15 protein-coding genes are annotated in these 21,500 nt (G+C 52.7%); 3 read left to right on the forward strand and 12 right to left on the reverse strand.

The window, feature by feature from the left end; translation table 11 throughout:
* Genes ACFOLF_RS13690 through ACFOLF_RS13700 form a run of 3 tightly spaced genes read right to left on the reverse strand, consistent with a single transcriptional unit; the run spans position 1 to position 3,096 of the window.
* Positions 1-1,371 carry an ABC transporter substrate-binding protein gene (locus ACFOLF_RS13690; protein WP_210044676.1) on the reverse strand — a complete coding sequence of 457 codons (1,371 nt, stop codon included), beginning with the start codon at positions 1,369-1,371 and terminating at the stop codon, positions 1-3.
* 28 nt (positions 1,372-1,399) lie between these two features.
* Positions 1,400-2,242, reverse strand: coding sequence for a carbohydrate ABC transporter permease (locus ACFOLF_RS13695; RefSeq protein ID WP_210044677.1), 843 nt, complete (start codon positions 2,240-2,242; stop codon positions 1,400-1,402).
* 29 nt (positions 2,243-2,271) lie between these two features.
* A complete protein-coding gene (locus ACFOLF_RS13700; protein WP_210044775.1) occupies positions 2,272-3,096 on the reverse strand; it encodes a carbohydrate ABC transporter permease in 825 nt (274 codons plus the stop codon).
* A 316-nt stretch (positions 3,097-3,412) separates the two neighbouring features.
* Here ACFOLF_RS13700 and ACFOLF_RS13705 point away from each other — a divergent pair, with 316 nt between their 5' ends.
* Positions 3,413-3,958, forward strand: a complete 546-nt coding sequence (locus tag ACFOLF_RS13705; RefSeq protein WP_210044678.1) for a GbsR/MarR family transcriptional regulator — start codon at positions 3,413-3,415, stop codon at positions 3,956-3,958.
* 375 nt (positions 3,959-4,333) lie between these two features.
* Here the strand turns inward: ACFOLF_RS13705 and ACFOLF_RS13710 are convergent, their stop codons facing one another.
* Positions 4,334-9,307, reverse strand: coding sequence for an S-layer homology domain-containing protein (locus ACFOLF_RS13710; RefSeq protein ID WP_210044679.1), 4,974 nt, complete (start codon positions 9,305-9,307; stop codon positions 4,334-4,336).
* 469 nt (positions 9,308-9,776) lie between these two features.
* Between ACFOLF_RS13710 and ACFOLF_RS13715 the strand changes: the two genes are divergently transcribed.
* Complete coding sequence (locus tag ACFOLF_RS13715; RefSeq protein ID WP_210044680.1) at positions 9,777-10,535, forward strand: phytanoyl-CoA dioxygenase family protein; 759 nt, start codon at positions 9,777-9,779, stop codon at positions 10,533-10,535.
* Positions 10,536-10,546: 11 nt separating this feature from the next.
* Positions 10,547-11,359 (forward strand): AraC family transcriptional regulator, encoded by an 813-nt coding sequence (locus ACFOLF_RS13720; protein ID WP_210044681.1) that lies wholly within the window; start codon positions 10,547-10,549, stop codon positions 11,357-11,359.
* Positions 11,360-11,421: 62 nt separating this feature from the next.
* Here the strand turns inward: ACFOLF_RS13720 and ACFOLF_RS13725 are convergent, their stop codons facing one another.
* The 8 genes from ACFOLF_RS13725 to ACFOLF_RS13760 all read right to left on the reverse strand — a co-directional run bounded on the left by ACFOLF_RS13725 (position 11,422) and on the right by ACFOLF_RS13760 (position 21,499).
* Positions 11,422-12,912: a sulfatase family protein gene (locus tag ACFOLF_RS13725; RefSeq protein ID WP_210044682.1), complete on the reverse strand. Its 1,491-nt coding sequence runs from the start codon at positions 12,910-12,912 to the stop codon at positions 11,422-11,424.
* A 29-nt stretch (positions 12,913-12,941) separates the two neighbouring features.
* Complete coding sequence (locus ACFOLF_RS13730) at positions 12,942-14,417, reverse strand: ABC transporter substrate-binding protein (protein WP_210044683.1); 1,476 nt, start codon at positions 14,415-14,417, stop codon at positions 12,942-12,944.
* Positions 14,418-14,512: 95 nt separating this feature from the next.
* Entirely contained in the window at positions 14,513-15,325 is an 813-nt protein-coding gene (locus ACFOLF_RS13735; RefSeq protein ID WP_210044684.1) for a carbohydrate ABC transporter permease, read from the reverse strand.
* A gap of 10 nt (positions 15,326-15,335) precedes the next feature.
* Positions 15,336-16,262, reverse strand: a complete 927-nt coding sequence (locus tag ACFOLF_RS13740) for a carbohydrate ABC transporter permease (RefSeq protein ID WP_210044685.1) — start codon at positions 16,260-16,262, stop codon at positions 15,336-15,338.
* 101 nt (positions 16,263-16,363) lie between these two features.
* On the reverse strand, positions 16,364-18,184 hold the full coding sequence (locus ACFOLF_RS13745) for a cache domain-containing sensor histidine kinase (RefSeq protein WP_210044686.1): 1,821 nt from the start codon (positions 18,182-18,184) through the stop codon (positions 16,364-16,366).
* Positions 18,181-19,755, reverse strand: a complete 1,575-nt coding sequence (locus tag ACFOLF_RS13750) for a response regulator (RefSeq protein ID WP_379114677.1) — start codon at positions 19,753-19,755, stop codon at positions 18,181-18,183. The genes ACFOLF_RS13745 and ACFOLF_RS13750 overlap by 4 nt, the downstream gene beginning before the upstream one ends.
* Before the next feature lie 273 nt (positions 19,756-20,028).
* Positions 20,029-20,538: a CYTH domain-containing protein gene (locus ACFOLF_RS13755; protein WP_210044688.1), complete on the reverse strand. Its 510-nt coding sequence runs from the start codon at positions 20,536-20,538 to the stop codon at positions 20,029-20,031.
* An 85-nt stretch (positions 20,539-20,623) separates the two neighbouring features.
* Complete coding sequence (locus ACFOLF_RS13760) at positions 20,624-21,499, reverse strand: protein phosphatase 2C domain-containing protein (protein ID WP_210044689.1); 876 nt, start codon at positions 21,497-21,499, stop codon at positions 20,624-20,626.
* Position 21,500 lies beyond the last annotated feature (1 nt).

Below are 21,500 nucleotides of genomic sequence, written 5' to 3' on the forward strand. Positions count from 1 at the left end.
CTATTTCAAATTATCCAGCGCTTTCTGCGCGGTTTCCTTCGCTTCCTTAAGCGCCTTCTCCGCCGGTACATTCTCGATCTGCACCTTGTCGGCCGCAATCTTCAGCGCATCGTTGATTTTGCCTCCCGTTGGATCCTGGAAAGGAGCGGAGCCATGCGACGCCTGCATCAGCGGGATTTTGCTTTGCGGATTCTGCTCGCTGTAGGCCACAAAATCGGGATCGTTAAGCGCAGATTGACGGACGGCGATGTAGCCGGTGTTCATCGACCAGAATGCCGTGTTTTTGGCATTGTTGAAGAACGCGAACCATTTGAACGCCGCCTGCTGCTCTTCCGGGCTTGCTTTTGCCGGAATGCCTGCCATAATCGCATTCGCTACAGGCTTGCCTTCGCCAACGCCCGCCCAGCCCGGCTGCTCCATTGCCCCAAGCTGCGCAAAGTCGAGATCGCCCTGGTCGCCGCTTGAACCGGTATAGCCGGCCGCCTGGCTTTTCATCACATCGTCGATCGTCTTGTACCAATATTCCCAGCCTTGTCCGCCGGAGTGAATGCTCATAATGCCGTCCTCATGAATCCACTTGCCGAACAATGACCAGGTATCCACCCATTCCGGGGAATCGATCATAACCGTCTTGCCGTCCTCGCTGAGAATGCGTCCGCCCTTGCTTAATACGGCATCAAGCATATTCTCGTAGCCCCACATCGGCTCCCAGCCGTATACGGTTGTTTTGCCATCCGCCTTTTGCGTCATTTTCGCGGCTGCGGCTGCAAGGTCTTCCCAGGTCTTGACTTCCTCGGGCTTAATGCCCGCCTTCTCGAACATATCCTTGCGGTAGTACATGACCTGGGTTGTGCCGTACATCGGAATGAAATACTGCTTGCCGTCCACCTGTCCCTGCGTCAGGAAGGTCTGCACGAAATCCTCTTTGTTATAATCCGGATACTGGGCGATCATATCGTCCATCGGGGCAAAATAACCTTTGCGCGCCCAATCTACATTGGAAGCCAGAACGGCGGCCGGCACCTTGCCTGCGGCGATGGCAGCCTGAAGCTTCTGCTCGGTCTCCGCGTAATCGGCCTGGACGATTCCCTTCACAATGACTTCCTGCTGGGACGCGTTGAACTCGTCGATGAGCGTCTTCATATGTTCGCCCAGCTTGCCGCCCAGCCCGTACCAGAACTCGATGGTAACCGGCTCCTTGACTTCCGGTTCCTCCGGCGCTGCAGGCTCGGTGTTCACCGCTGTCTCTGCCTCATTCCCGGCCGCTGTATTGGCCGTATTATTCGTTTTTTCCCCACCGGTACCGCATGCCGCAAGCAGGATAAAGCTCATTACCATCGTGAACAGCAGACCCTTTTTGAATACTATCATGTTCATTTCCCCCACTCCATTCGTTTTGTTAACCCTTGTTGACTCCCGCGGATAAATTCACACTTTGCATAATCGTCTTCTGCGTCAGCAGAAACAGCAGCAGTAACGGCGCAATCGTGAATGAGCTGGCTGCCATAATCAGCGGCCATTTCAAGCCATAAGCACCCCCCTCCACGAAGAAGCTGCGCAGACCCGCCGATACCAGCTGCAGATCCGGATTCTTGGTGATGAGCATGGGCCAGAAATAATTGTTGTACTGCTCAATGAACGTGATGAGCACCAGTACCGCAAACGAGGAACGCACAAGCGGAATAAGAAGGGTCCACAATATGCGCGAATGCCCTGCCCCGTCGATTTGCCCGGCCTCTACGATCTCATGGGATACCTGCAGGAAAGCCTGTCTGATCAGAAAGATCGAGAACACGCTGACGCAGTTGGACAAAATCATGCCTGCGTAGGAATCAAGCAGATTCAGCTTGGCCAGCACGATGTAGCTGGGCAGATATACGGCGGTGCTCGGCACCATATAACCAAGCAGGATCACGGCGGTCAAGAGACCCTTCAGCCGGAATTTCATATGGGTCAGCGCGTAGGCCATCATGCCGGAATTGATCACCTGAATGAATGCGATCGCACAGGCCACGCCGATGCTGTTGGTCATATAACGCCAGAAGGGCGCCGCCTCCCAGGCCTCCAGGAAATTGCCCCATTTGGGGGCATCCGGCCAGAAGGTTGGCGGGAACTGCCAGATCTCGTCATTGGTCTTGAGACCGCTCGTAACCATCCAGTAGAAAGGAAAGGCCATTACGGCGCCGACCAGCACCAGCAGCAGATGCCTTGTGAGGGCAGGCATTGTTTTTCTCTCAGTCATGGGTGTGCTCTCTCCTTCTCCCTTGATTATTAATGGTAATGCACGCTTCGCCGGCTGACTGTGAACGAAGCCAGCGAGAGCAGCACGCAGCCGATGACAAGCACCACCGCTACAGAGGACGCTTCGCCAATATTGTAGGATTCGAACGCCGATTGATAATACATGTACAATAAGGTCCGCGTGGATCCGGAAGGTCCGCCCTGCGTCATGACATTAATCTGATCGTAGGCCTGCACGGACTGGATAATCAGAACAATCGACAGGAAGAAGGTAGTGGGAGAGATGAGCGGCACCGTAACATGGATGAATCTGCGCCAGCTTCCCGCTCCGTCAATCCCGGCCGCCTCCAGCAGATCCGGCGGAACATTGCGCAGCGCCACGAGATAGAAGACCATCGCCCAGCCGACAGCTTTCCAGATCGTAACGATCAGGATGCCGGCGAGCGCCCAATCGGGATCATTCAGCCAGCCGATGCCATCCGAGCCGAATACCCGCAGCACATTGTTGGCAAGACCGACCTCCGGCTCGAAAATCCACGACCATACTATGGAGACCGCGACAGTCGGCGTCACCCACGGGGAGAAGATAAGCGCCCGGTACAGACCCGAGAACCGCAGCTTGCTATTCAGCAGCATCGCAAAGGCAAGTCCGCCGATCAGGGTCGGCACCACGCTTCCGGCACAGAACAGCAGCGTTACCCCTAGCGCCTTGTAGAAGAGCGGATTGCTGATCAGCTCCGTGTAATTATCAAGGCCGACGAACAGCTTGTCCGGGCTCATGAAGTCCCACTCGGTGAAGCTCAGGTAGAAGGCGTACACAAGCGGACCGAGCCAGAAAACCGTGAGCGGAACCATCGCCGGCAGGGTGAAGAGCAGTGCCTTTCCGTCTGCGGCAAGTTTCGATTGTTTCAAATCTGCCCCTCCTAATCGTTCAATATATTTTTAACATTAACAAGTAACTTTCTCGTTTTTCCCCCTCACTCCGCATAATCAAGTGGGTTCGTTCAAAATTTATTGTACAGTTAAAAGTGTAGAGTTTGGTTTTCTTAGTGTAAAATAGAATTTAAGATCATGTAAAAAAGGATAAATGCCGCATGTTCATTCCTGTGCTTAAAACGTATAATGATACAAGGAGAACCATGATGAATTCAATGCGATTGCAGGTGAACTTATGAAACAAACGGCTTCGGATGGGGAAGAGCGCTCGCCGCTGCAGCGCGGGGAGCTTCGCCGCAAGGTCATTGATGCGATAGCGGATACCATGGATTTGTATGGCGCTACCCATTCATTCGGCGAGCTGTATGGCATTATGTATTTCGAGGACAAGCCCATGACACTCGAAGAGATGAAGACCCATATGAATATGAGCAAAAGCAATATGAGCTATGCGGTCCGTTCGCTGATGGCCTCCAAAATGGTTACCAAGCTGGATGAGAAAGAGGACCGCAAAGATTTGTATCTTGCGGAGACTGATTTCTTCCTCGCGTTCCAGAACTTCTTTACGACCAAGCTGCAGCGCGAAGTGGATGTGATGACGGAGGCGATCAACGGGGTTCTTCCGGATCTGACGGAGCTGATTCTGGCGATGGATACGCCGGAGGAGGAGCGTCAGCTGTGCCTGAAGGATCTGCACAAGCTTCGGCATGGGCTCAGCTATTACACATGGCTGCAGGAATTCGTCAACAATCTCCAGGCCGGGCGGTATTTTAGCGAGTGACCGGGGGCGATGACGGAATGCTGCCTGCCGCGGCATTAATTGAAGCTGACGCGGTTATTCCTAATGCGCGCCTTCTACGGCGTTTCGTCCCGGGCGGCCACACAGCGGGCGGGTTAGAAGCTGTTGCTGTTGAATCCGGCAAATAGGGAAGATCCCGGAGGTTTCCAGTAGGGTGGGATCCCGCAGAAACTGCAATATGGTAAATGCTTGAAAAGGCCCTGATCAGTCCGCCGACCAGGGCCTTTTCGTATGGACACAGCGCTTCACGTGCAGGTTCTTAATCCAGGTCTATAAACCGGACCAAACATTGCGGGAAACGGCAAAAACCAACCGCCCTTCAAGAGGGAGGTTGGTTTTTGGTGGTCTTTCTTTTACTTATTCAACATCATCCGCGATGTTTTTCTCCCAGGTTTCGCTTCCGTCTGAATTCCGGACGGATTCATGAGATACTGTCGCTTCCTGCACATCTCCGAACGCCCAATGGCTCTCCGGTACATCCGGGAACATGGCACCCAGGCCGTTCAAAGGTCCGCGATACAGCATGCGGTTAATCAAGGTAACCGCTTCGGAACGGATAATGCTGTTGCGGGGCTTGAACGATCCATCCGGATAACCAGCGACGAAATTGCTGCGATACAATTCTTCGATCGCAGACGCCGCCCAGTGGCCAATAACATCGTTGAAATGCAATTCCCCAGGCTTGCTTACATCAAGCTTGAGGAAGCGCACCATAACCGATGCCAGTTCCCCTCTTGTTACAGCAGCGTCCGGACGGAATGTGCCGTCTTCGAAACCGCTGAAGTAGCCGTGCTTCGTTGCAATTTTAATATAGTTTGCCGCCCAGTAATCGGCCGGCACATCGGTAAAGCTGAGCGTATCCTCCAGCTGATTGTTTTCCGTCAGACGGGCAACGATCGCCGCAAGCTCCGCACGTGTAAGCGAGCGGTTCGGTTTGAACAGCCCATCCGGGTAGCCCAGAATGTAACGCTGATGCTCCAGCTTTTCAATGGAGAATACTTGAATTTTCACAGCCGATTGCGCCTTTACAGGAGCGGCTGAATTATTGTTCACAGTAAACTCGCCCGATACGTCGAATGACGCGTCCTTCGCATCCAGCTGAGGCCATTTCACAACGATCTTGAAGCTTCCCGTTCCTCCTGCCGCAAGCTCCTTAACCGGCCAAGTAATCGTGCTGCCTTCTACTTTGCCGCCACTTGCATCAATAATTTCCACGCCCTCGGGAAGCGTTACTTTAATTTCTCCCGCAGCCAGTTGGGCTGTGGATTGATTTTTGTAATCGACTGTAATCGTCGATTGGCCGCCTGCTTCCACAAGGTTCTTGTCCACGGAAAAATTCAGCGTTACATCAGGTGCGGCCGGCGGAATGTAGACAGGCCCAGGCCCTGGGGTAACCGGAGCCAATTGCAGATCATGCTTCACGATATCCCGTTCAACCGAGATTGTTGGGCTTGTATAGCTGTCGTAGCCGTCTTTTGTAACGGTCAGATAATAATCCGTCTCCGGGAATACCATGTACGCATAGAAGCCATGCTCATCGCTGAGCTGTTCCGGGCTCGCGTTGTCGTTCGGATCGAAGCCCACAAGGAGAGGCAGTGTAACCTCGCCATTCGGCGTTCTGCCCTTGTCTTTGTTGCGCTGCGTGTCCGCAAAATGCAGAACGACTTTTGCACCTTCAATCTTGGCTCCTGTCACCGCATCCGTGATCGTACCGTACGGATCGACCAGTTCCTCGGTAATGTTCATTTCGCCGTTGGCCTTAACGCCTACAGTGCCGCGGCTGATAATGATTTCCTGGCCTGGAGCAAGCTCGTAGCTGACTTCCAGCGTGTAGTCGCCTACCGCCAACCCATCTGCATTAAACAGACCTTGGGCTTGCAGCTCGAATGCTTTGGGAACGCCATTCTCGGAAACGTAATTTCCGGCGGCATCCTTAAGATATACTTTCGTTTTGCCCAGCATTTCATCGCTGATCAGGCTGGTTTTGCCATCCGGCTTCTGGAACAAAACGATACCGGTTACGGTCTTCTCGGAATCGAAGCTCTCATCCTCACTGCCGGTAACCGTACCGACATGAGCTTTCTGATTAAAGGTTACCGGCGTCTCAACACCGCCGACAATCACGGTTTGCGTAACCTCCAGATCGTATTCCGCATCGCCCTTGGGAACAGGAATCGAATAAGCGCCGTTGGCGTCGGTTACGACCGTTCCGTCAAAGTCGACGCCGGCTTCGATCTTGCCGTCTCCGTTCAGATCAAGCGTCACTCTCACACTGGCGCCGGGAACAGGCTCGTTCGTATCGCCTTTGGTGATGACCCCTTTGATCGTAGCGGGCTGGAAGGTCACCATAATTTTTTCTTGGCCGCTCAAGCCCTTTTCTGGATCATAGACTGTAGCCGTAACCGGAATCTGCTGCTCGTCGATGCCGGTAATTTTGGCCGACTTGTAGGTTACGACAGCTTTACCCTGCTCATCCGTAACGGCTTTATTGGATCCGACAAACTCTCCGATTGGTGCGTTGAATTCCACCTCAACGCCGGAAAGCGGATTGCCGTCTGCATCCTTAAGCACAGCGGTCAGCTCGGTAGTCGACTTGCCGTCTCCCACGATTTTATCCGGGTTTGCGGTTAGCGCAAGATCCACTCCGACAACCTCGAACTTATTGTCGGCCAGCTTGTTCTCCGGCTCGGCCGGCAGCAGGGAATCATCGGATTTTCTCGCCTCGAAGGCTACCGTGTATACGCCGGTTGCCGTCTCGGACGGGAGAACGAAATTGTTATCCATCCATGACTTAAAACCATCCAGAAGGTACGTTTCGGGGTTCGCGAGTGTCAGCTCAACGGGCTGTCCATTCACAATCGCTGTTACCGAATCAGCCAGCAGCGAGCTTACCGCTGACAGCAGAAGCGGCTCCCCGGGAATCGCCTTAACGACGTTCGGGTCCCCCAGCCCCTTGAAGCCAACCCAACCGTCAAGAGCCCGGTGAATCTTGATGGTGACTTCGGCAGGGGAGCTTACCTGATGATAAGTATCGTCCGTTACTGTAAATGAGAATGCGTCTTCTCCCCATTTAAAGCCTTCATTCGGCGTATAGATCCAATGTCCGGAATCTATCTGCTGCAGTCCGCCTTTGTCCGGATCAACCGTAATACTATAAGTCAAAGGCGAATTTTCCGCATCTTCCCCGATCAGCTCAATCGGAATGGACAGCGTGCCTTCTTCCACATTTACTGTTTGCGGTTTGGCGATCGGGATACCGTCATAAGTAATGACAATTGCGGCAGGTGCTTCGGAATATTGCTTGCCGTCATACCCTTCCCACTCAAAAGTAACCAGCTCATCAATAGTCAATCCCGGATCCGGAATAAAAATCAGATTGTTCAATTCATTGAAATCAATTTCATTATTAACCGGAATGTCGATATACGTTGCATCAGTGACCGTATTATACTTCAGCGTTCCCTTGTCACTGCTTGGACCTGTTATACGGATTTTGGTCAATACATCGCCGTCATTGTCCACATAACCCAAATCGTTCTTCGCAATGGCAACATTTTGCCCTTCAAGTCCCGTTTCAGCTACTGCATTAACGACCGGCGGCGTGTTGATTTTGATGGTGACCGTCGCAGGTGTCTGCGCGTACTGCGTTCCATCCGATCCATTCCATTCGAAGGTTACCGTTCCGGATTGGCCTTCGTCCGGAATGAATTTCAGAGATTCCAGCTCGTCTGCAGAAATAATATCTCCGTCTGTGACAACCTTTTCTTCTGTATCTCCATCAGGAAGATATACCAATTTGCCGGACGTCGGCACATGGACGATCTTCACTTGTTCCAGAGGTTCGTCAGGAACAGTAGGATCGGCATAAGCATCTGAAATATTTTCACCCAAAGGAATTTCTTCAGTACCCTTGTTGACCGGTATTACCGTATTATCAACCGTTGGCGCCAGATTAGGCGTGATGGTAACATCAGCGTCGAATTGGGCGTATTTCCCTTGATCAGGGTCATACCCATTCCATTTGAATGTGACCGGCTCATCGAAGCTGCCATTCGAATTGGGGATAAACTGCAGCTCGTCCAATTGGTCATAGTCGATATCCATTCCCTCGGTGACAGTCGCTGCTCCAAGCTTGAGGACGCCAAGTCCCGGGTCCGGCAGCGTAACGATTTTCACCTTTTCCAGATCGTTGTCTGTGGCGCCATTAATTTTGGAGAATTTGCTTTTGAATTCCTCTTTGGCAAATGCAGTCGGCTCATACTGGCTGCCGGATTTCGCTATGTTCGACACCATTGGATCAAAGGTCGACAGCGAGTAAATATGCTCCGCCTTGCCGGGGTCGAAGCTTTCGTCATCCCTGTTATCGAACAAAATAATATTTACGGTATATTCTTTACTTGGATCAATATTTGGATTTGAAAGCGCAATAGGCTGGTTGGGGGATTCAGGTTGACCTTGCTCTGCATCCGGGAAAAATTCCTGCCCCGTTACAAGATTCTGCTCAACGGTATCTCCACCATTTGTTACTTCTTCAATAACGTTGATTTCCATTGCAAAATCGCCGTTATTCTTCGGCAAAAATTCCGGGTCGACAGTGATCTTGCCATTTTCAACCTTGACAATTGCACTTGTTATTTCCCCGGTAGTGCGGGATCCGCCGTCAATTACAAGCTGGCCCCAGTCAACATTAACGATCCACGATGAGAAAGTAGTTTCTGCCCAAAGATAGTGATGGGTGGAAATGCCAACAAAGTTATCTCCCGTTTGAATCTTACCAAAATCGTCGGGATCAATTTTCAGCACTGTTGTATTCCACTTATCGTTGTTACCGGAAAGAGCTCCCACATAAGCATTCTGATTGAACTCTCTTTTATAAGTCGCATTTTGACCTTTCAAGCTGCTGTTCGGACTTTGGTTCCAATCGGTGTACGGGGTTCCAAGAACAATTTCCCCGGGATCGGAAGATAAATAGGCACGATCCCATTCCCCCGTACCGCTGTTACCATCATACTCGTCCACATCAAGAGCACGAATTAACAGATAGGCGCTTTTTGCCGGAAGCTGATCAACATCTTCAATCTTGAATTCAATGGGATATTTGGCATCGCCATTTCCAATTTTAGAAGGAAAATCAAGATCCGCGTCGACGGCATTATCGCTGCCTTCGGAATCCAGTCCACCCCAATTGTCAGTGTCGGTAAAATAAGTAGCACCGCCGGAAACCTCAGGTACTCCTCCCTCCGCCGCAAATGAAGGCGTGACCGCTCCCAGCAGCAGAAACAAGGCCATTACAAGCGAGACTATACGTTTGCTCGTTGTTCTCTTTCTCAAAATTTGTTTTCTCCTCTCGGTTGACTTTAATTGAATATATGACATCAAACAGTGAAACCTTCTCTACCAGAAGCAGCCTCGCTACCTCCGCCTCCTCATGCAATCCCTCCATGTCGATTCTGATAGACATAGTTCTTTAAACCTAGTCTTACAGAATCATTTTATTCTAAATCATCTGAACTTTTTCTTATAAACTCACAAAAAAACAACTACTTCGACAATCCATTTTCAAAAAGAATAGAAAAAGATGACGAAACAGAATGTTTTATAGGTACATCGGTTCAGATGTTCAAAACTATCATACAGGTACATTCTGAACAAAATCTGAACTTGATGGAGCGCATCCAAAGCATGCGCCAGCCCATATCAATTTCAGACAAAAACATGCCGGTTGCAACCATTTCCACAAGACGGATTTGCAGGTATCGTAAAGAGGCAAGACTAATCCGATATAAGGGAGTGTGCCTGCATGAATATGTCCACATCGACTGACCGCTTGACCCCGCTTACCCGGGAACAGCTTCAATTTTATAAGGATAACGGCTATCTCATCCTGCGCAAAAGCGCCAGCGACGATTTGATCGACGCCTTCAATGCTCATATCCGGAGCATCCGCCTGTCTGAGGATATGCCGGAATGGGCAAAGCCCAGGAGGGGACAGGATGTTGTGGAAGACAAGGACCGTTTTTCCCTGCGTCTCTTTAATCCTCATCTGCACGATGGTTTCGCCAAGCAGATGATGAAGCTTCCTGTTATCCGCGGCGCTCTTGCCCAGCTTCTCGGGGATGAGGCGGCCGGCGTTCAGAGCATGTATTTCTACAAGGAGCCCGGAGCGCCCGGTCAGGCCGCCCATCAGGATTATTACTATATCCGCAACGAACCCAATTCGCTCACGGCCGCTTGGGTGGCGATGGAATACACGGACGAGGAGAACGGCTGCCTCTACGTCATCCCCGGCTCGCACAAGATCGGCATTCTTCCGCATGGCAAGGTGAAGAATCTGGAGGAGCACGAGGCCTGGACGGACGAGGTCGAAGGCGTTGACCTGAGCCGGGAGGCTGCCGTCGTGCTGGATAAAGGGGATATCCTGTTCTTCGACAGCCTGCTGATCCATTCGTCGACCCGCAACCGCTCTAAGCGCTGGCGGCGTTCCTATGTCTGCCATTATATCCGCCATGATTCCAAAATTGAGCGGGAGGATTTGAAGAAAAAATATTCTCTTGAATAGGATGAGCGTTATTGAGCCACGATGAAATGCCGACCGCTTCATGGTTTGACGTCCGCCGTGCTGCTGCGGGTTCTGTCACCTACGCGCCCGGCGGCACCTTCGGCCCGCGCGTGCAGCAGGATCTCCAGCTGGTGCTGGTGATTACCGGCTCCATGACCGTGTCGATCGATGGCCGTCCTTATGCGGTACCTGCAGGCCACACCGCCTTGCTGAAGCCGAACCACCATGAAGCTTTTCAATTCGATACCCATCGGAATACCCTGCATCTATGGATCAACGTCAGTCCTGACGGTCTGCCTCCTTCCCTGCTGGACGGCTTCAACGCGCTGCCGTTAGCCCTGCCGCTGTCCGATGAAATGAACCGGCTGGCGGAGCTGATGCTCGCCCTGCAGCGCAGCGGCTCCGCTCCGGAGGCGGACGTGATCCGCACGCTGGGATGGGCCGCCATGCAGCTCTTCCTGGAGGAGCATAGGCGCATTAGCGCCAATGTCCGGAAGCATCCCTCGGTATTGGTGACGAAGGATGAAATCCGCATCCGATACGCAGATAATCTGAGCTTGAATGACCTCGCCCGCGCCGCAGGCCTGTCGCCGGAGCATCTGATCCGGCTGTTTCGCCGGGACGAAGGGGTAACGCCGATTCAGTACCTGTGGCGCTACAGGCTGCAGCAGGGACTGGGCCTGCTGCGCAGCACGGGTCTGTCGATCAGCGAGGTATCCGGGCAGGCCGGATTCAAGACGGTCTACCATTTCACCCGGATGATCAAACGGCAGACCGGCATGACACCAAGCGAGATCAGGCGGGAAGCCCTGTTACATGAATAGAAAAAAGGCGTCCGCCAAGCCAGAATCCGACTTGGTGGCGCCTTTTGCTGCCTGCTTTTGCCTTAATTGACCGTAAAATCTTTCACGCCTATTGCCAGATTAAACTGCCTGATTCTTGCAAGAGGCCTTTCCTTAAAGGGGAAGCTCCTTAAGCCGCCGAACGTGAGCGCCCCGGCAAGCGGTTCATGCCTGCTTATTTCATCGACAGCCGCCAGTCTGAGCCTTGCCGTTATCTCAGGATACAGATCCGCCAGCTGGTTCAGCTCGTTGGGGTCTTCCGTGAGATGGAACAGCTGCTCACGTCCGCCGTTCGACATGTAGATGTACTTATAATCCTGATCCCTGACCATGACTTTAAAGTTCGGGGTTCCCGGCTTGCCGTACCAGCCGAACAGCAATTCCCGGGGAGCCGCCTTGCCGGTTACGCTTCCCAGCACATCGACCCCGTCCCTCGTCTGAAGGTCCCCGCCCGCATGCGTGACGATGGAGAACAGGTCCGTAAGGCAGACGAGCTCATCTCTTCGTTCCCCCTTCGGCAGCCGCGCCGGCCAACTGACCATGAACGGCACGCGGGCCGACGCTTCGAAGAAGCTTTCCTTCTGCCAGGCATGATGGTCGCCCATATGGTCGCCATGGTCGCTGTAAAAGCAAATAAGCGTTTCATCCGCATCGGGTCTGCTCTCTACAGCATCGAGGATCCTGCCCAGACATTGATCGATGTAGGTAATCTCCCCGTAATAACGCGCCTTCAGCGCCCTGGCGCGCGGATCGTCGATATTCTCCGCCCAGATAAGATGATTCATCCAGCTGAGCTGCTCGTCCATGAAATCCGTCTCCAGATCCCCGCGGATAGGACTTGGCATCGCGTCGGGATTGTACATGCGATTGAACGGAACGGGAGGAGCGAGCGGCGGATGCGGGCCGATGAACGAAACGTACCCGAAATAGGGCCGTTCGTCCGCTTCTGCCTGCAATAGCTCAACCGCCCGGTCCGCTACCCAAGCCTCCACCGTCAGCTCAGCCGGAAGCGGACTGGTCTGGGGCATGTAGTACATTTCGGTCCTTTCGCCGTGCAGCTGCTCGATATGACTGTACTCCGGATGCTGCTCGGCGATAAATCTGGCGTAGTCGTCTCCCCGCAGCTGATCCTCGGTGTCCATCAGCTCTTCGGTTCGCAGCTGAACCTCATACCCCAGATCTTCATTCCATGGATCCGTATGAAACTTGCCGACACCAAACGTCCTGTAGCCCATGGCTTTCATCGTGCGCGGCAAGTAATCCCCGCAGCGCTCCTCGGGGCCCCGGGGCTGGCGGTCCGAAAGATGCAGACCGCCGTTATCGTAATACCCGGTATGGTAAGGCTCCCTTCCCGTCTGGATCGTATACCGCGCGGGCACACAGACCGGACAGGTGGAATAGGCTTTGTCGTAGGTAAGTCCGCGTGCAACCAGCCGGTCCATATTTGGGGTCTTCACAATGCCGTCCCCGAGCGCGCCGATGGCATCCGCACGCAGCTGATCGCACATGATCAGCAGAATATTGGGTTGTTTCATTAGATCCGCTCCCGCCTTGCGCTCCTGCGCTATTCGGCCTTTTTCATGCCGTAATCGTTCTCTTTCGTCCAATCATTTGTCGTCTTCGCGTTGTCCATGCCTTTTTTCCACTCCATATTCAGTTCCGTCGTCAGCTTGGCAACATCTACCGAACCGCCCAGATAAAGCTGCAGCGATTTCACCAGGAAATCGGAAAATTCCTTGATTGTGGCAGGTCCGGTGTAATTCGCCCTGCGGATGTCTTCATTCTGCATCACGAAGCCCTGCAGCTTCTCAGGCAGATTGGCATTGTTGATCGTCGGCAGGTAGCTCAAGGTTTCTCCAAGCTTGCCCTGAATTTCCGGCGATGTCAGGTACATGATCAGATCTGCGGCTGCGTCCAGCTTCTCGTCCTTGGCGCTGCTGGAGATTGCCCACGATTCGTTCGCGGCTCCGCCCAGCATAACGGATTTGCCCATCGCTTCCGGGAACTGCTCCTTCGTGATAACCGGAATCGGCATGCCGCCATATTCGAAATTCCGGCCTTCCATATCTTCCACAAGCGACAGATCGGCGGAATTCAGCGGAAGCATAGCGGCTTTGCCTGTCAGCCAAAGCTGCTGGGCCGTTTTCTCGTCGATGCCGTTAAAATCCGTATTCCAGTACTGCGAGAAGTCCTTGAACAGCTCAAGTCCGTCCTTGAACGGATATTTCGTATAGTCGACCAGGCCTTCGTCCGTAGCGCGCGCCAGTTCGTTTTTGATAACCTGGTTGTCTCCGTCCGTGTCCATTTTTTTGCGGAGCTGCTCATCAAGCTGACCGAATATTGAGGTTAAGAACCAGCTCATATGGCTGTTGGATTGTCCCGACATCGCCATCGGAGTAATGCCCGCTTCCTGGAGCTTTTTGCATGCGTCAATGAATTCTGTCCAGGTTTCCGGAGCTTTGGCAATTCCCGCCTGCTCGAACAGTTCCTTGTTATACAGGATCCGGATCATGGCAGTAAACGCCGGAGCGGAGTTGATGATCCCGTTAGCCGGGTTGATGCTGTCTTTGTAAAAGGACGGGAGGAACGTTTCTTTCCATGGCTTCCCCGGATTGTACGGCGATTCCTTGTCCATATAAGGCGTCAAATCCAGAACCTGCTGCTTGGCAAAGTCTTCCCAGACCCATGCCATCCGGGTCAGGACCACCTCCGGCATGCTGTTGGCAGCCTGCTGCGTAACCATCCACGTTCTGTAGTTGTTGTCCGGAATGAAGGTGAATTCCACCTCTGTGCCCGTTTTCGCTTTGTATTCGTCGAATATTTCTTTGTACGTCTCTTCGACCTTCTGCGCGGTGGCGAATTCGGCGCCCCAATAGGCCACGGTGATTTTGGCTGCTTCGCCGCCCGTGTTCTTTGCTTCCCCGGCTGTCGAAGCTTCAGAAGAATTCACGTTGGCATTGTTCCCTCCGCATGCCGATAATGCGGTTAGCGCGATGATGAGGCTCACCGCCAGAAGACCCGACTTTAGTTTTTTATGCATCCTGCAATACCCCTCCTGATGATCATGATTCAATTTGGATGGTGATTATATATAAGCCTTTCCCGGAGGTTGACCTCTCGGGCAGGGTTATTTGGCTAACCTTTCACGGCTCCCTGGGTAAGACCGGACACGAACGGCTTCGTGGCCGCGAAGAACAGGATCAGGAGCGGCAGCGATGCGATGATATAACCGGCCAGCTTCACTCCGTCGCCTTGATTTACGCCTCCCGCAATTGTGGTAATCGCCAGAATAACCGGCTTGACGCTGTCGCCCGAGGTCACAACCAGGGACCATACAAAGTTGTTCCAGATCTGCAGACCCGACATAATGGCAACGGTTGCGAGAATGGGCTTGGAGAGCGGGATGACGATTTGCGTGAATATCCGGACATCCCTGGCTCCTTCCATTTCAGCAGCCTCGTACAGGCTTTTGGACAGACCCTCGAAGAAGGTGCGCATCAGCAGGACCCCCATCGCCGTATAGCTCGCTGCCGGCGGAAGCGCCTGGCCGATCAGCGTATTGTACATGCCCAGATTCTTGATATTGATAAACTGCGGAACCAGGATAACGAAGCCCGGAATCATCAGCAGCATCACGATGAAGGTATAGAAGAAATTTTTGAACGGGAATGAAAATTTGGCAAATGCATAGGCAGCCGTCGATGACGCGGTCAGCGTAACGACGATGCCGATGAGCGTGATGATGACCGAGTTAACGATCGGACGCGAAATTTGCTCAAACGCGCTCGAGAAATTATCCATATGCAGCGGCATCGAGAAAAACCAGGGATTCTCGTAAATTTGCATCTGATGCTTGAATGCCGAGACCAGCATCACGAAGAACGGATATAGAGACAGAACGAGAATGGCAACGGCGGTCAGGTTGATTCCCAAGCTTCCTTTTTTCATGCTGCACCCTCTAATCGATTTTTTCTGTATTTTTGATAAGCTTCTGAATGACGAAGGTCAGAATAAGCAGCACCGCGAACAGCAGCACCCCTATGCTCGAAGCATAGCCGAACCGGCCGTAGTTGAAGGCCTGGTCATAGATATGCAGGGATGGCGTGATGGTGGAGATCCCCGGCCCCCCGTTCGTCAGGATGTAAGGAGCTTCGAATACCTGGAAGGCCTGAATGAGCGAATACATGAGCACAAGCCGGATCTGACTGGCCATGAGCGGAAGCTCGATAGAGAAGAACCTCTTGATCGGGCTTGCCCCCTCGATCCGGGAGACTTCGAACAGATCCTCCGATATCCCCTGCAGACCTGCCAGGTAAAGAAGGAAAGGCAGCCCGGCAACCCAGGGGAACCCAACAAATACGATGGCCCAGAGCGCGGTTGAGGGATCTCCCAGCCAGGAATGCTTCAGGCTTTCGAGTCCCACGGTATCCAGCAGCTGATTGATCATTCCAAAATCGCCGGAATACATCCACCTCCACAGCAGGACGAGCACCATCATCGGGACGACAAGCGGCACGATGAAGCCGATTTTGAGGAAATTCTGCAGGGCAGCGTGCTTCACGCGAAACACAAGCAGGGCGACGATCATCGGAATCGTCAGATTAACCAGGATGGTGGCGATCGAAATTTTGAATACATTCGCGAAGGCGACCCTTATTTTCTCGTCCCTGAGCAGTTCGGCATAGTTTCCGAAGCCGATGAATTTATTGATATTAACTCCGTTCCATTCGAACAGGGATTCAAATATGGCTGTGAAGAAGGGATAATACTTAATCGAGGAAAGCAGCAGTAAAGCGGGTATGAGGAAGATATAAGCGGTTCTGTGTTTCCATATCCGGTGGAATAACCCTTTCCCGCGAGGCTTGCTGTAAGCGAATTCATTCATGGGTGCCAGTCCCTTCTATATCCAAACTCTTCTGAGTTTATTATAGAAGGGGCCGGGATTCCCGGGCAATGCGACAGATTTATGCGCTTGGGTGTACTTTTTTACTCTGAGACTGCGGGGATGCGGACGATGACCTCCGTTCCGCTTCCCTCTACGCTGCTGAGCGTAATTCCGTAATGGTCCCCGTAATAAAACCGGATCCGGTCATGCACATTCTTGATTCCTACTTTGCCGGAAGCGTGGTCGGACTGGTCCAGACTGGAATGGTCAGCCAGACGTTTGTTCAGAGCGGCAAGCTGTCCGGTTGTCATGCCTACCCCGTCGTCCCGTATGGAGAAGACGAGATCCTCCCCTTCTTTGCGCGCCCCGATGATGAGCTCGCCCTTGCCCCGCTTCACTTCGATGCCGTGAAATACGGCATTCTCCATAATCGGCTGAAATACCAGCTTGATCATTTTATAGGCAAGCAGCTGCTCGGGAATATCCAGCCGGAATGAAAGTTTATCCTCAAAACGGATCGACACAATATCCAGATAATTCCTTATATGCCTGATCTCTTCAGCCACGTCAACCTTAATACCCCCGGCCTTCGTGCTGTAGCGGAACATATCCGACAAAGCCCTGGCGATTTCGCTCACCTTGGGCACGCCTTCTACGGCGGCAATACTGTTGATGGTCTCCAGCGTATTGTACAGAAAATGAGGATTGATCTGCGCCTGCAGCGCGTTCAGCTTCGCTTCCCGCTCATGCAGCTCCGCCTGATACACCTGCTCGATCAAATATTTGATCCGGCTGATCATCTCATTGAAGTACCGTCCGAGCTCCCCGATCTCGTCCTGGGACAGCCTGCTTGTCTGTACGCTCAGATAGCCCTGGCTTACTTTCAGCATGGCGTTCTTCAGGCGCTTAATGGGCGTGACCAGGCCGACGGACAGAAACTGCGAGACGACTACAGCCAGACCGAAGCTTGCCAGCACGAACAGCAGCGTGATATCCCGCATCCTGCGGCTGTCCGACAGCAGAATGGCGAGGTCATTCTTGCAGTAGACGTTCCAATCGACCATTTTGAGCGAGGAAGCGGTAACCAGATATTTCTTGCCGTTCTCCGGCACGACCATATAACCCTCCTTATTGTCATCCGAAACGCTAAGCGCGGCGGATATCGGACGTCCGATCTGCCGGGAGTCGGTATCGTAAACGATTTTTCCCTCCCCGTCCGCGATGATCATGGAGCCTGAGGAGTCGAGCATAAGCGGCTCAAGAAATTTTTGCACTTCCTTCAGGCTGAAGTGGAGCATGATGTACCCGAGAGCCTCCTGCGGCCTTTGTAGATCCGAAACCTTTCTTATATAGGTCAAATGAAAGTCCTCGACGTCCTTCTCCTCCGGGACAAGACTCTCGGGCAGCCATGCCTGCGTTAAATACGGACCGATCAGCTTATCGCTGCTGCGTCCGCCGCGCATTTCCAAGAACCATGGCTCATTGCCGAAAGGATAGGTGGGATCTACCGTTTCCTTGTTCTGATAGAATACGTAGCCCTGTTCATTCAGCAGCGTGACCGATTGGATGATTCCGCGAAAATTATAAAATTCCTCCTGCCTCAGAAACAGGGCATTCATCTCCAGCTGATTGCGGATCCTGCCAAAATTATCCGCGGTCCGGCTTGCTTTCCAGAGCTCCTGAAAATTATCCTGATAGGCCGTATACGAGTACTGCTCAATCTGAATAAGCAGCTGGTCCATATCCGCCGTGACCGTCTGCATCAATTTGGCGTTATATTCCGCTGTCCGGTTCTCCACCAGATCGGCATACCAGCTGTATGAGAACCAGCCCAGCAGCGCAAGAGGAATGAGGCTGACCGTCATAAAGCTGAGCAGCATCTTGGTCTGGATGCTCCTGCGGAACGCGGGCAGCCGTATCATGCTTCGTGCTGTCCGTCTGCCGGTGAAGCCGGAGGGCTCTGCCGGTACTCAGACGGCATCTGTCCCGTGTGCTTCCTGAACAGCCTGCTGAAATAACGGCTGTCCGCATAACCGACCCTCTCGCCGACCTCAGCGATCTTCATGCCGGAATCCGTCAAATATTCCTTCGCTTTCTCCATCCTGGCACCGGTAAGGTACTCGATGAAATTCTCCCCGATAATTTCTTTGAACATGCTGCTGAAATAACTGGAGGTCACATGGAATTGTGTTGACACGGAATTCAGGCTGATCTCTTCCGCAAAATGCTCCCGGATGTACTCGGCTGCAAGCAGGACGCTCCGGTGGACATCGCCCTGGGAGGAGCCAGCCATGAAATCGCTGATTTTCCCCAGGAAGCCTCTGAGCCATCCGGTCATCCCGGGCAAATCGTCATAGCTGTCTATCCCCAGGCAGAAGTCGAAGCCGGCCTTGACGATATTCTCATCGAATGAAGGCTTGGTCAGCATAAGCTTGACGGCATCCGACACAACGGACAGGAAAAAACTGCGCGCATGCTTGAGGGAAGCCCCTTCCGTGTGCAGGTAGTACCCTTCGATGTCGGCGATAATGCCCTCATAGGCGTCCGTGTCATCCCGGATCAAAGCCTCGTTCAGCTTCTTCTGAAGATGCAGCGGATATTTGTAGGAGAGCTGCTCTTCCTCCTCCCGCGAATACGGGATAATATCCTCCGGCTTGCTGAAGGCATGCCTCTCCGATACGCTAAGCGCCTCTTGATAGGAGCGGCTGATCAACTGCATATCCGAGAGCGGGACATGATGGCCGAGAGCGCCCCAAATGCCGGAGACGTTTTGCTTTTTGAGCGCCCACCAGATGTTTTTGGCATACTTGTGGACAGCCGTTCCATTCTCGCCAAGAACGACTGCGCTCAGCCGCTGGGGACTCCGTTCCCATATAATAAGACGCCTGCCGGCCGTGCCCCAGGCAGCTGCGGCCCGTTCTAACAGACCCGTTATCGCCTGTACGTCATATTGATCCTCGTCATAATGGATCAACAGCGCCGCCGCTTCTCCCGGCTCAATGCCCTGCAGCTTCAGCGCTTCGCAGAACTTCCGGGCAGAGGGCAGGTCGCCGCAGCGGCAGATATCCCCTGCAAGTCTCTCGAGGACGACCGCTAAATGGCCGCTTGCCGTTTTCTCCTGCATTTCTAAGCTCAGCTTCGCGGCTGCCTTCTCGATCGTCTTGTTAAGCTCCGCAGGGTTGATCGGCTTCAGAATATAATCAATCGCATCCAGCTGGATGGCTCGTTTGGCATATTGGAAATCGCTATACCCGCTTACGATAATTACCTTGAGGCGGGGAGCGATTCTGAGCATTTTCTCCGCCAGGCGCAGCCCGTCGATCCCCGGCATCCGGATGTCCGTAATCAGAATATCGGGCATGCGCTCCTCTGCCATTTGAAGCGCTTCCAGTCCGTCGACCGCCTCGCTGTCGCATTCCAGATTCAAGCGCTCCCACTCGATCATGGCTTTTAAACCTTTGCGGATCCAGGACTCGTCGTCCGCGATCATCACTTTAAACAAGGGGTTCACCTCCGGCCGTTGTATTTCCTATTATAGTCAATATGAGGAAATAATCACGAAATAGATTGAACGCCAAGCGATAGATTCCTAGAGCCAGCTCAGAGAAAAGACGACCGTTCCTCTGATGATTATCAGGAGCGCGGTCCTACGCTGTATTTGATTTTTTGTACTGCCGGTATTGGTGGGTGCGATAATGCATGAACAGCAAGAAACCCTGTTATGGATGAGGGATCCATAACAGGGTTTCTTTATGCCAATATGCGCTTAATTATTCAGTGCGGCCTGCTGCTGCAGCTCCCGCCACACGGTTTTATTGCTGTAGCGTTTGCTCTGGCTGATATCTTCGCCGAACCAATCCGGAGCCTCAAACTGCAGCGCTTCTTCGATGGAGTCGAATTCGACTTCTACCACCAGCAGCTCCAGCTGATCATACTCGTCGATTTCGATAACATTCGATCCCAAGTCGGCCGTTGTCCGCTCTTTCGTTAGCGGAACCGCTAGAAAGGCTTGGGTGAGCTGCTCATACAGGCCCTCCGATATGGAATATTCAATCTCCTCGCGGCTAATCCCATGCCCCCGCTTGAACGTTTGCGTATATTCAACGTCACCGGTGACCAGATCGGTAATTCTTCTGACCCTCAGCTCCTGCGTGTCCTCAATCGCCAGATAGGTCTGCTCGATCCGCCTTCGGGATCGTACGGCAAGCTCCCCGCTCTTGATAAGAGCTTGCGGATACTCATGAAGCAGAAACTTTCGCTCAATTTCCAAAGCCATAGGATTGATTCTCCTCTATATGTAAGGGTCCTTTTCAAGACCATCATATCACAATCATTCCCGGTTTCTAAATTCAAACAATTATTTACAAAAGCTCCAGAACAACTGCGGATTTATCGTCCGATATCTTATGCCGCGGATATTTCAAGCATAAGACATCAAACTCTTCCTGCAGGGTAAGCTGGTCCATAAAGGATTCAATCCCTTGTTCCTCCAGCTGTACTGCAAATTTCTGCCACTTGTCCGGATCATCGTCATTTTCGATAAAATGGAACATGCCATCGGAAACAGCATAGATTTTATGTATGTCGCCCTTGGGAAAACGGCCCGACTCCATACAATCTGCAAGTGCCGGATCTCCATTCATGACGGAGTAGCCGTCCGGAGTATTGGCTTTATTCCGGTTCTTCTTGAACAGCGGCTGCAGCTGCTGAACGATTTCCTCATCCGTCAGCCTACCGGATTCCGCCAGCTGCCGTTTGGCATCCAGCGTGATCCGGTCGAATGCGGCCACTTGATTGCGGGTAAAGGCCCGCACGCCGCCATCCCGGTATTTAGCCAGCAGCATGCAGTCTCCGCTTTGTACGAATTCAATTTCGCTATCGTGGATTTTGATGACGGCAAAGACAGCCCCCCACAATGCCCATTTGTCCGACAAACCGATGCAGGCTTCCCGCATCCGTTTATTCAACTGCGCGTTAGCCTTGAGAACCGTCTCCTTCAAATTCAAATCCGGACTCCCGGTCTGCAGCACTTCCGCGAGCAGTTGGGCTGCGAGGTAGCCTCCGGTAAATCCCAGATCGCTCTGATAGGAAGCCAAGGCGGATACTCCGTCAATAACGCCATAGACATCATCGGAAGGATTGAAGACAAGCGCGTCTTCATTCATCTTCAACGGATTTCCCGGTCTTGTGCCGGCTTGTACATCAATATAGGCGTCACGATGATGAATCGCGTACATC

Source organism: Paenibacillus sepulcri (genome assembly GCF_042647105.1).
Classification (GTDB): Bacteria; Bacillota; Bacilli; order Paenibacillales; family Paenibacillaceae; genus Paenibacillus_Z; species Paenibacillus_Z sepulcri.

Bases quoted from the DNA above. Each gene is read 5' to 3' on its own strand.
- ACFOLF_RS13690 (WP_210044676.1), bottom strand. From the start codon at position 1,371: ATGATAGTATTCAAAAAGGGTCTGCTGTTCACGATGGTAATGAGCTTT.
- ACFOLF_RS13695 (WP_210044677.1), bottom strand. From the start codon at position 2,242: ATGACTGAGAGAAAAACAATGCCTGCCCTCACAAGGCATCTGCTGCTG.
- ACFOLF_RS13700 (WP_210044775.1), bottom strand. From the start codon at position 3,096: ATGGTTCCGCTCACGGTTTTCTGGCTCGGTCCGCTTGTGTACGCCTTC.
- ACFOLF_RS13705 (WP_210044678.1), top strand. From the start codon at position 3,413: ATGAAACAAACGGCTTCGGATGGGGAAGAGCGCTCGCCGCTGCAGCGC.
- ACFOLF_RS13715 (WP_210044680.1), top strand. From the start codon at position 9,777: ATGAATATGTCCACATCGACTGACCGCTTGACCCCGCTTACCCGGGAA.
- ACFOLF_RS13725 (WP_210044682.1), bottom strand. From the start codon at position 12,912: ATGAAACAACCCAATATTCTGCTGATCATGTGCGATCAGCTGCGTGCG.
- ACFOLF_RS13730 (WP_210044683.1), bottom strand. From the start codon at position 14,417: ATGCATAAAAAACTAAAGTCGGGTCTTCTGGCGGTGAGCCTCATCATC.
- ACFOLF_RS13735 (WP_210044684.1), bottom strand. From the start codon at position 15,325: ATGAAAAAAGGAAGCTTGGGAATCAACCTGACCGCCGTTGCCATTCTC.
- ACFOLF_RS13740 (WP_210044685.1), bottom strand. From the start codon at position 16,262: ATGAATGAATTCGCTTACAGCAAGCCTCGCGGGAAAGGGTTATTCCAC.
- ACFOLF_RS13745 (WP_210044686.1), bottom strand. From the start codon at position 18,184: ATGATACGGCTGCCCGCGTTCCGCAGGAGCATCCAGACCAAGATGCTG.
- ACFOLF_RS13755 (WP_210044688.1), bottom strand. From the start codon at position 20,538: ATGGCTTTGGAAATTGAGCGAAAGTTTCTGCTTCATGAGTATCCGCAA.
- ACFOLF_RS13760 (WP_210044689.1), bottom strand. From the start codon at position 21,499: ATGTACGCGATTCATCATCGTGACGCCTATATTGATGTACAAGCCGGC.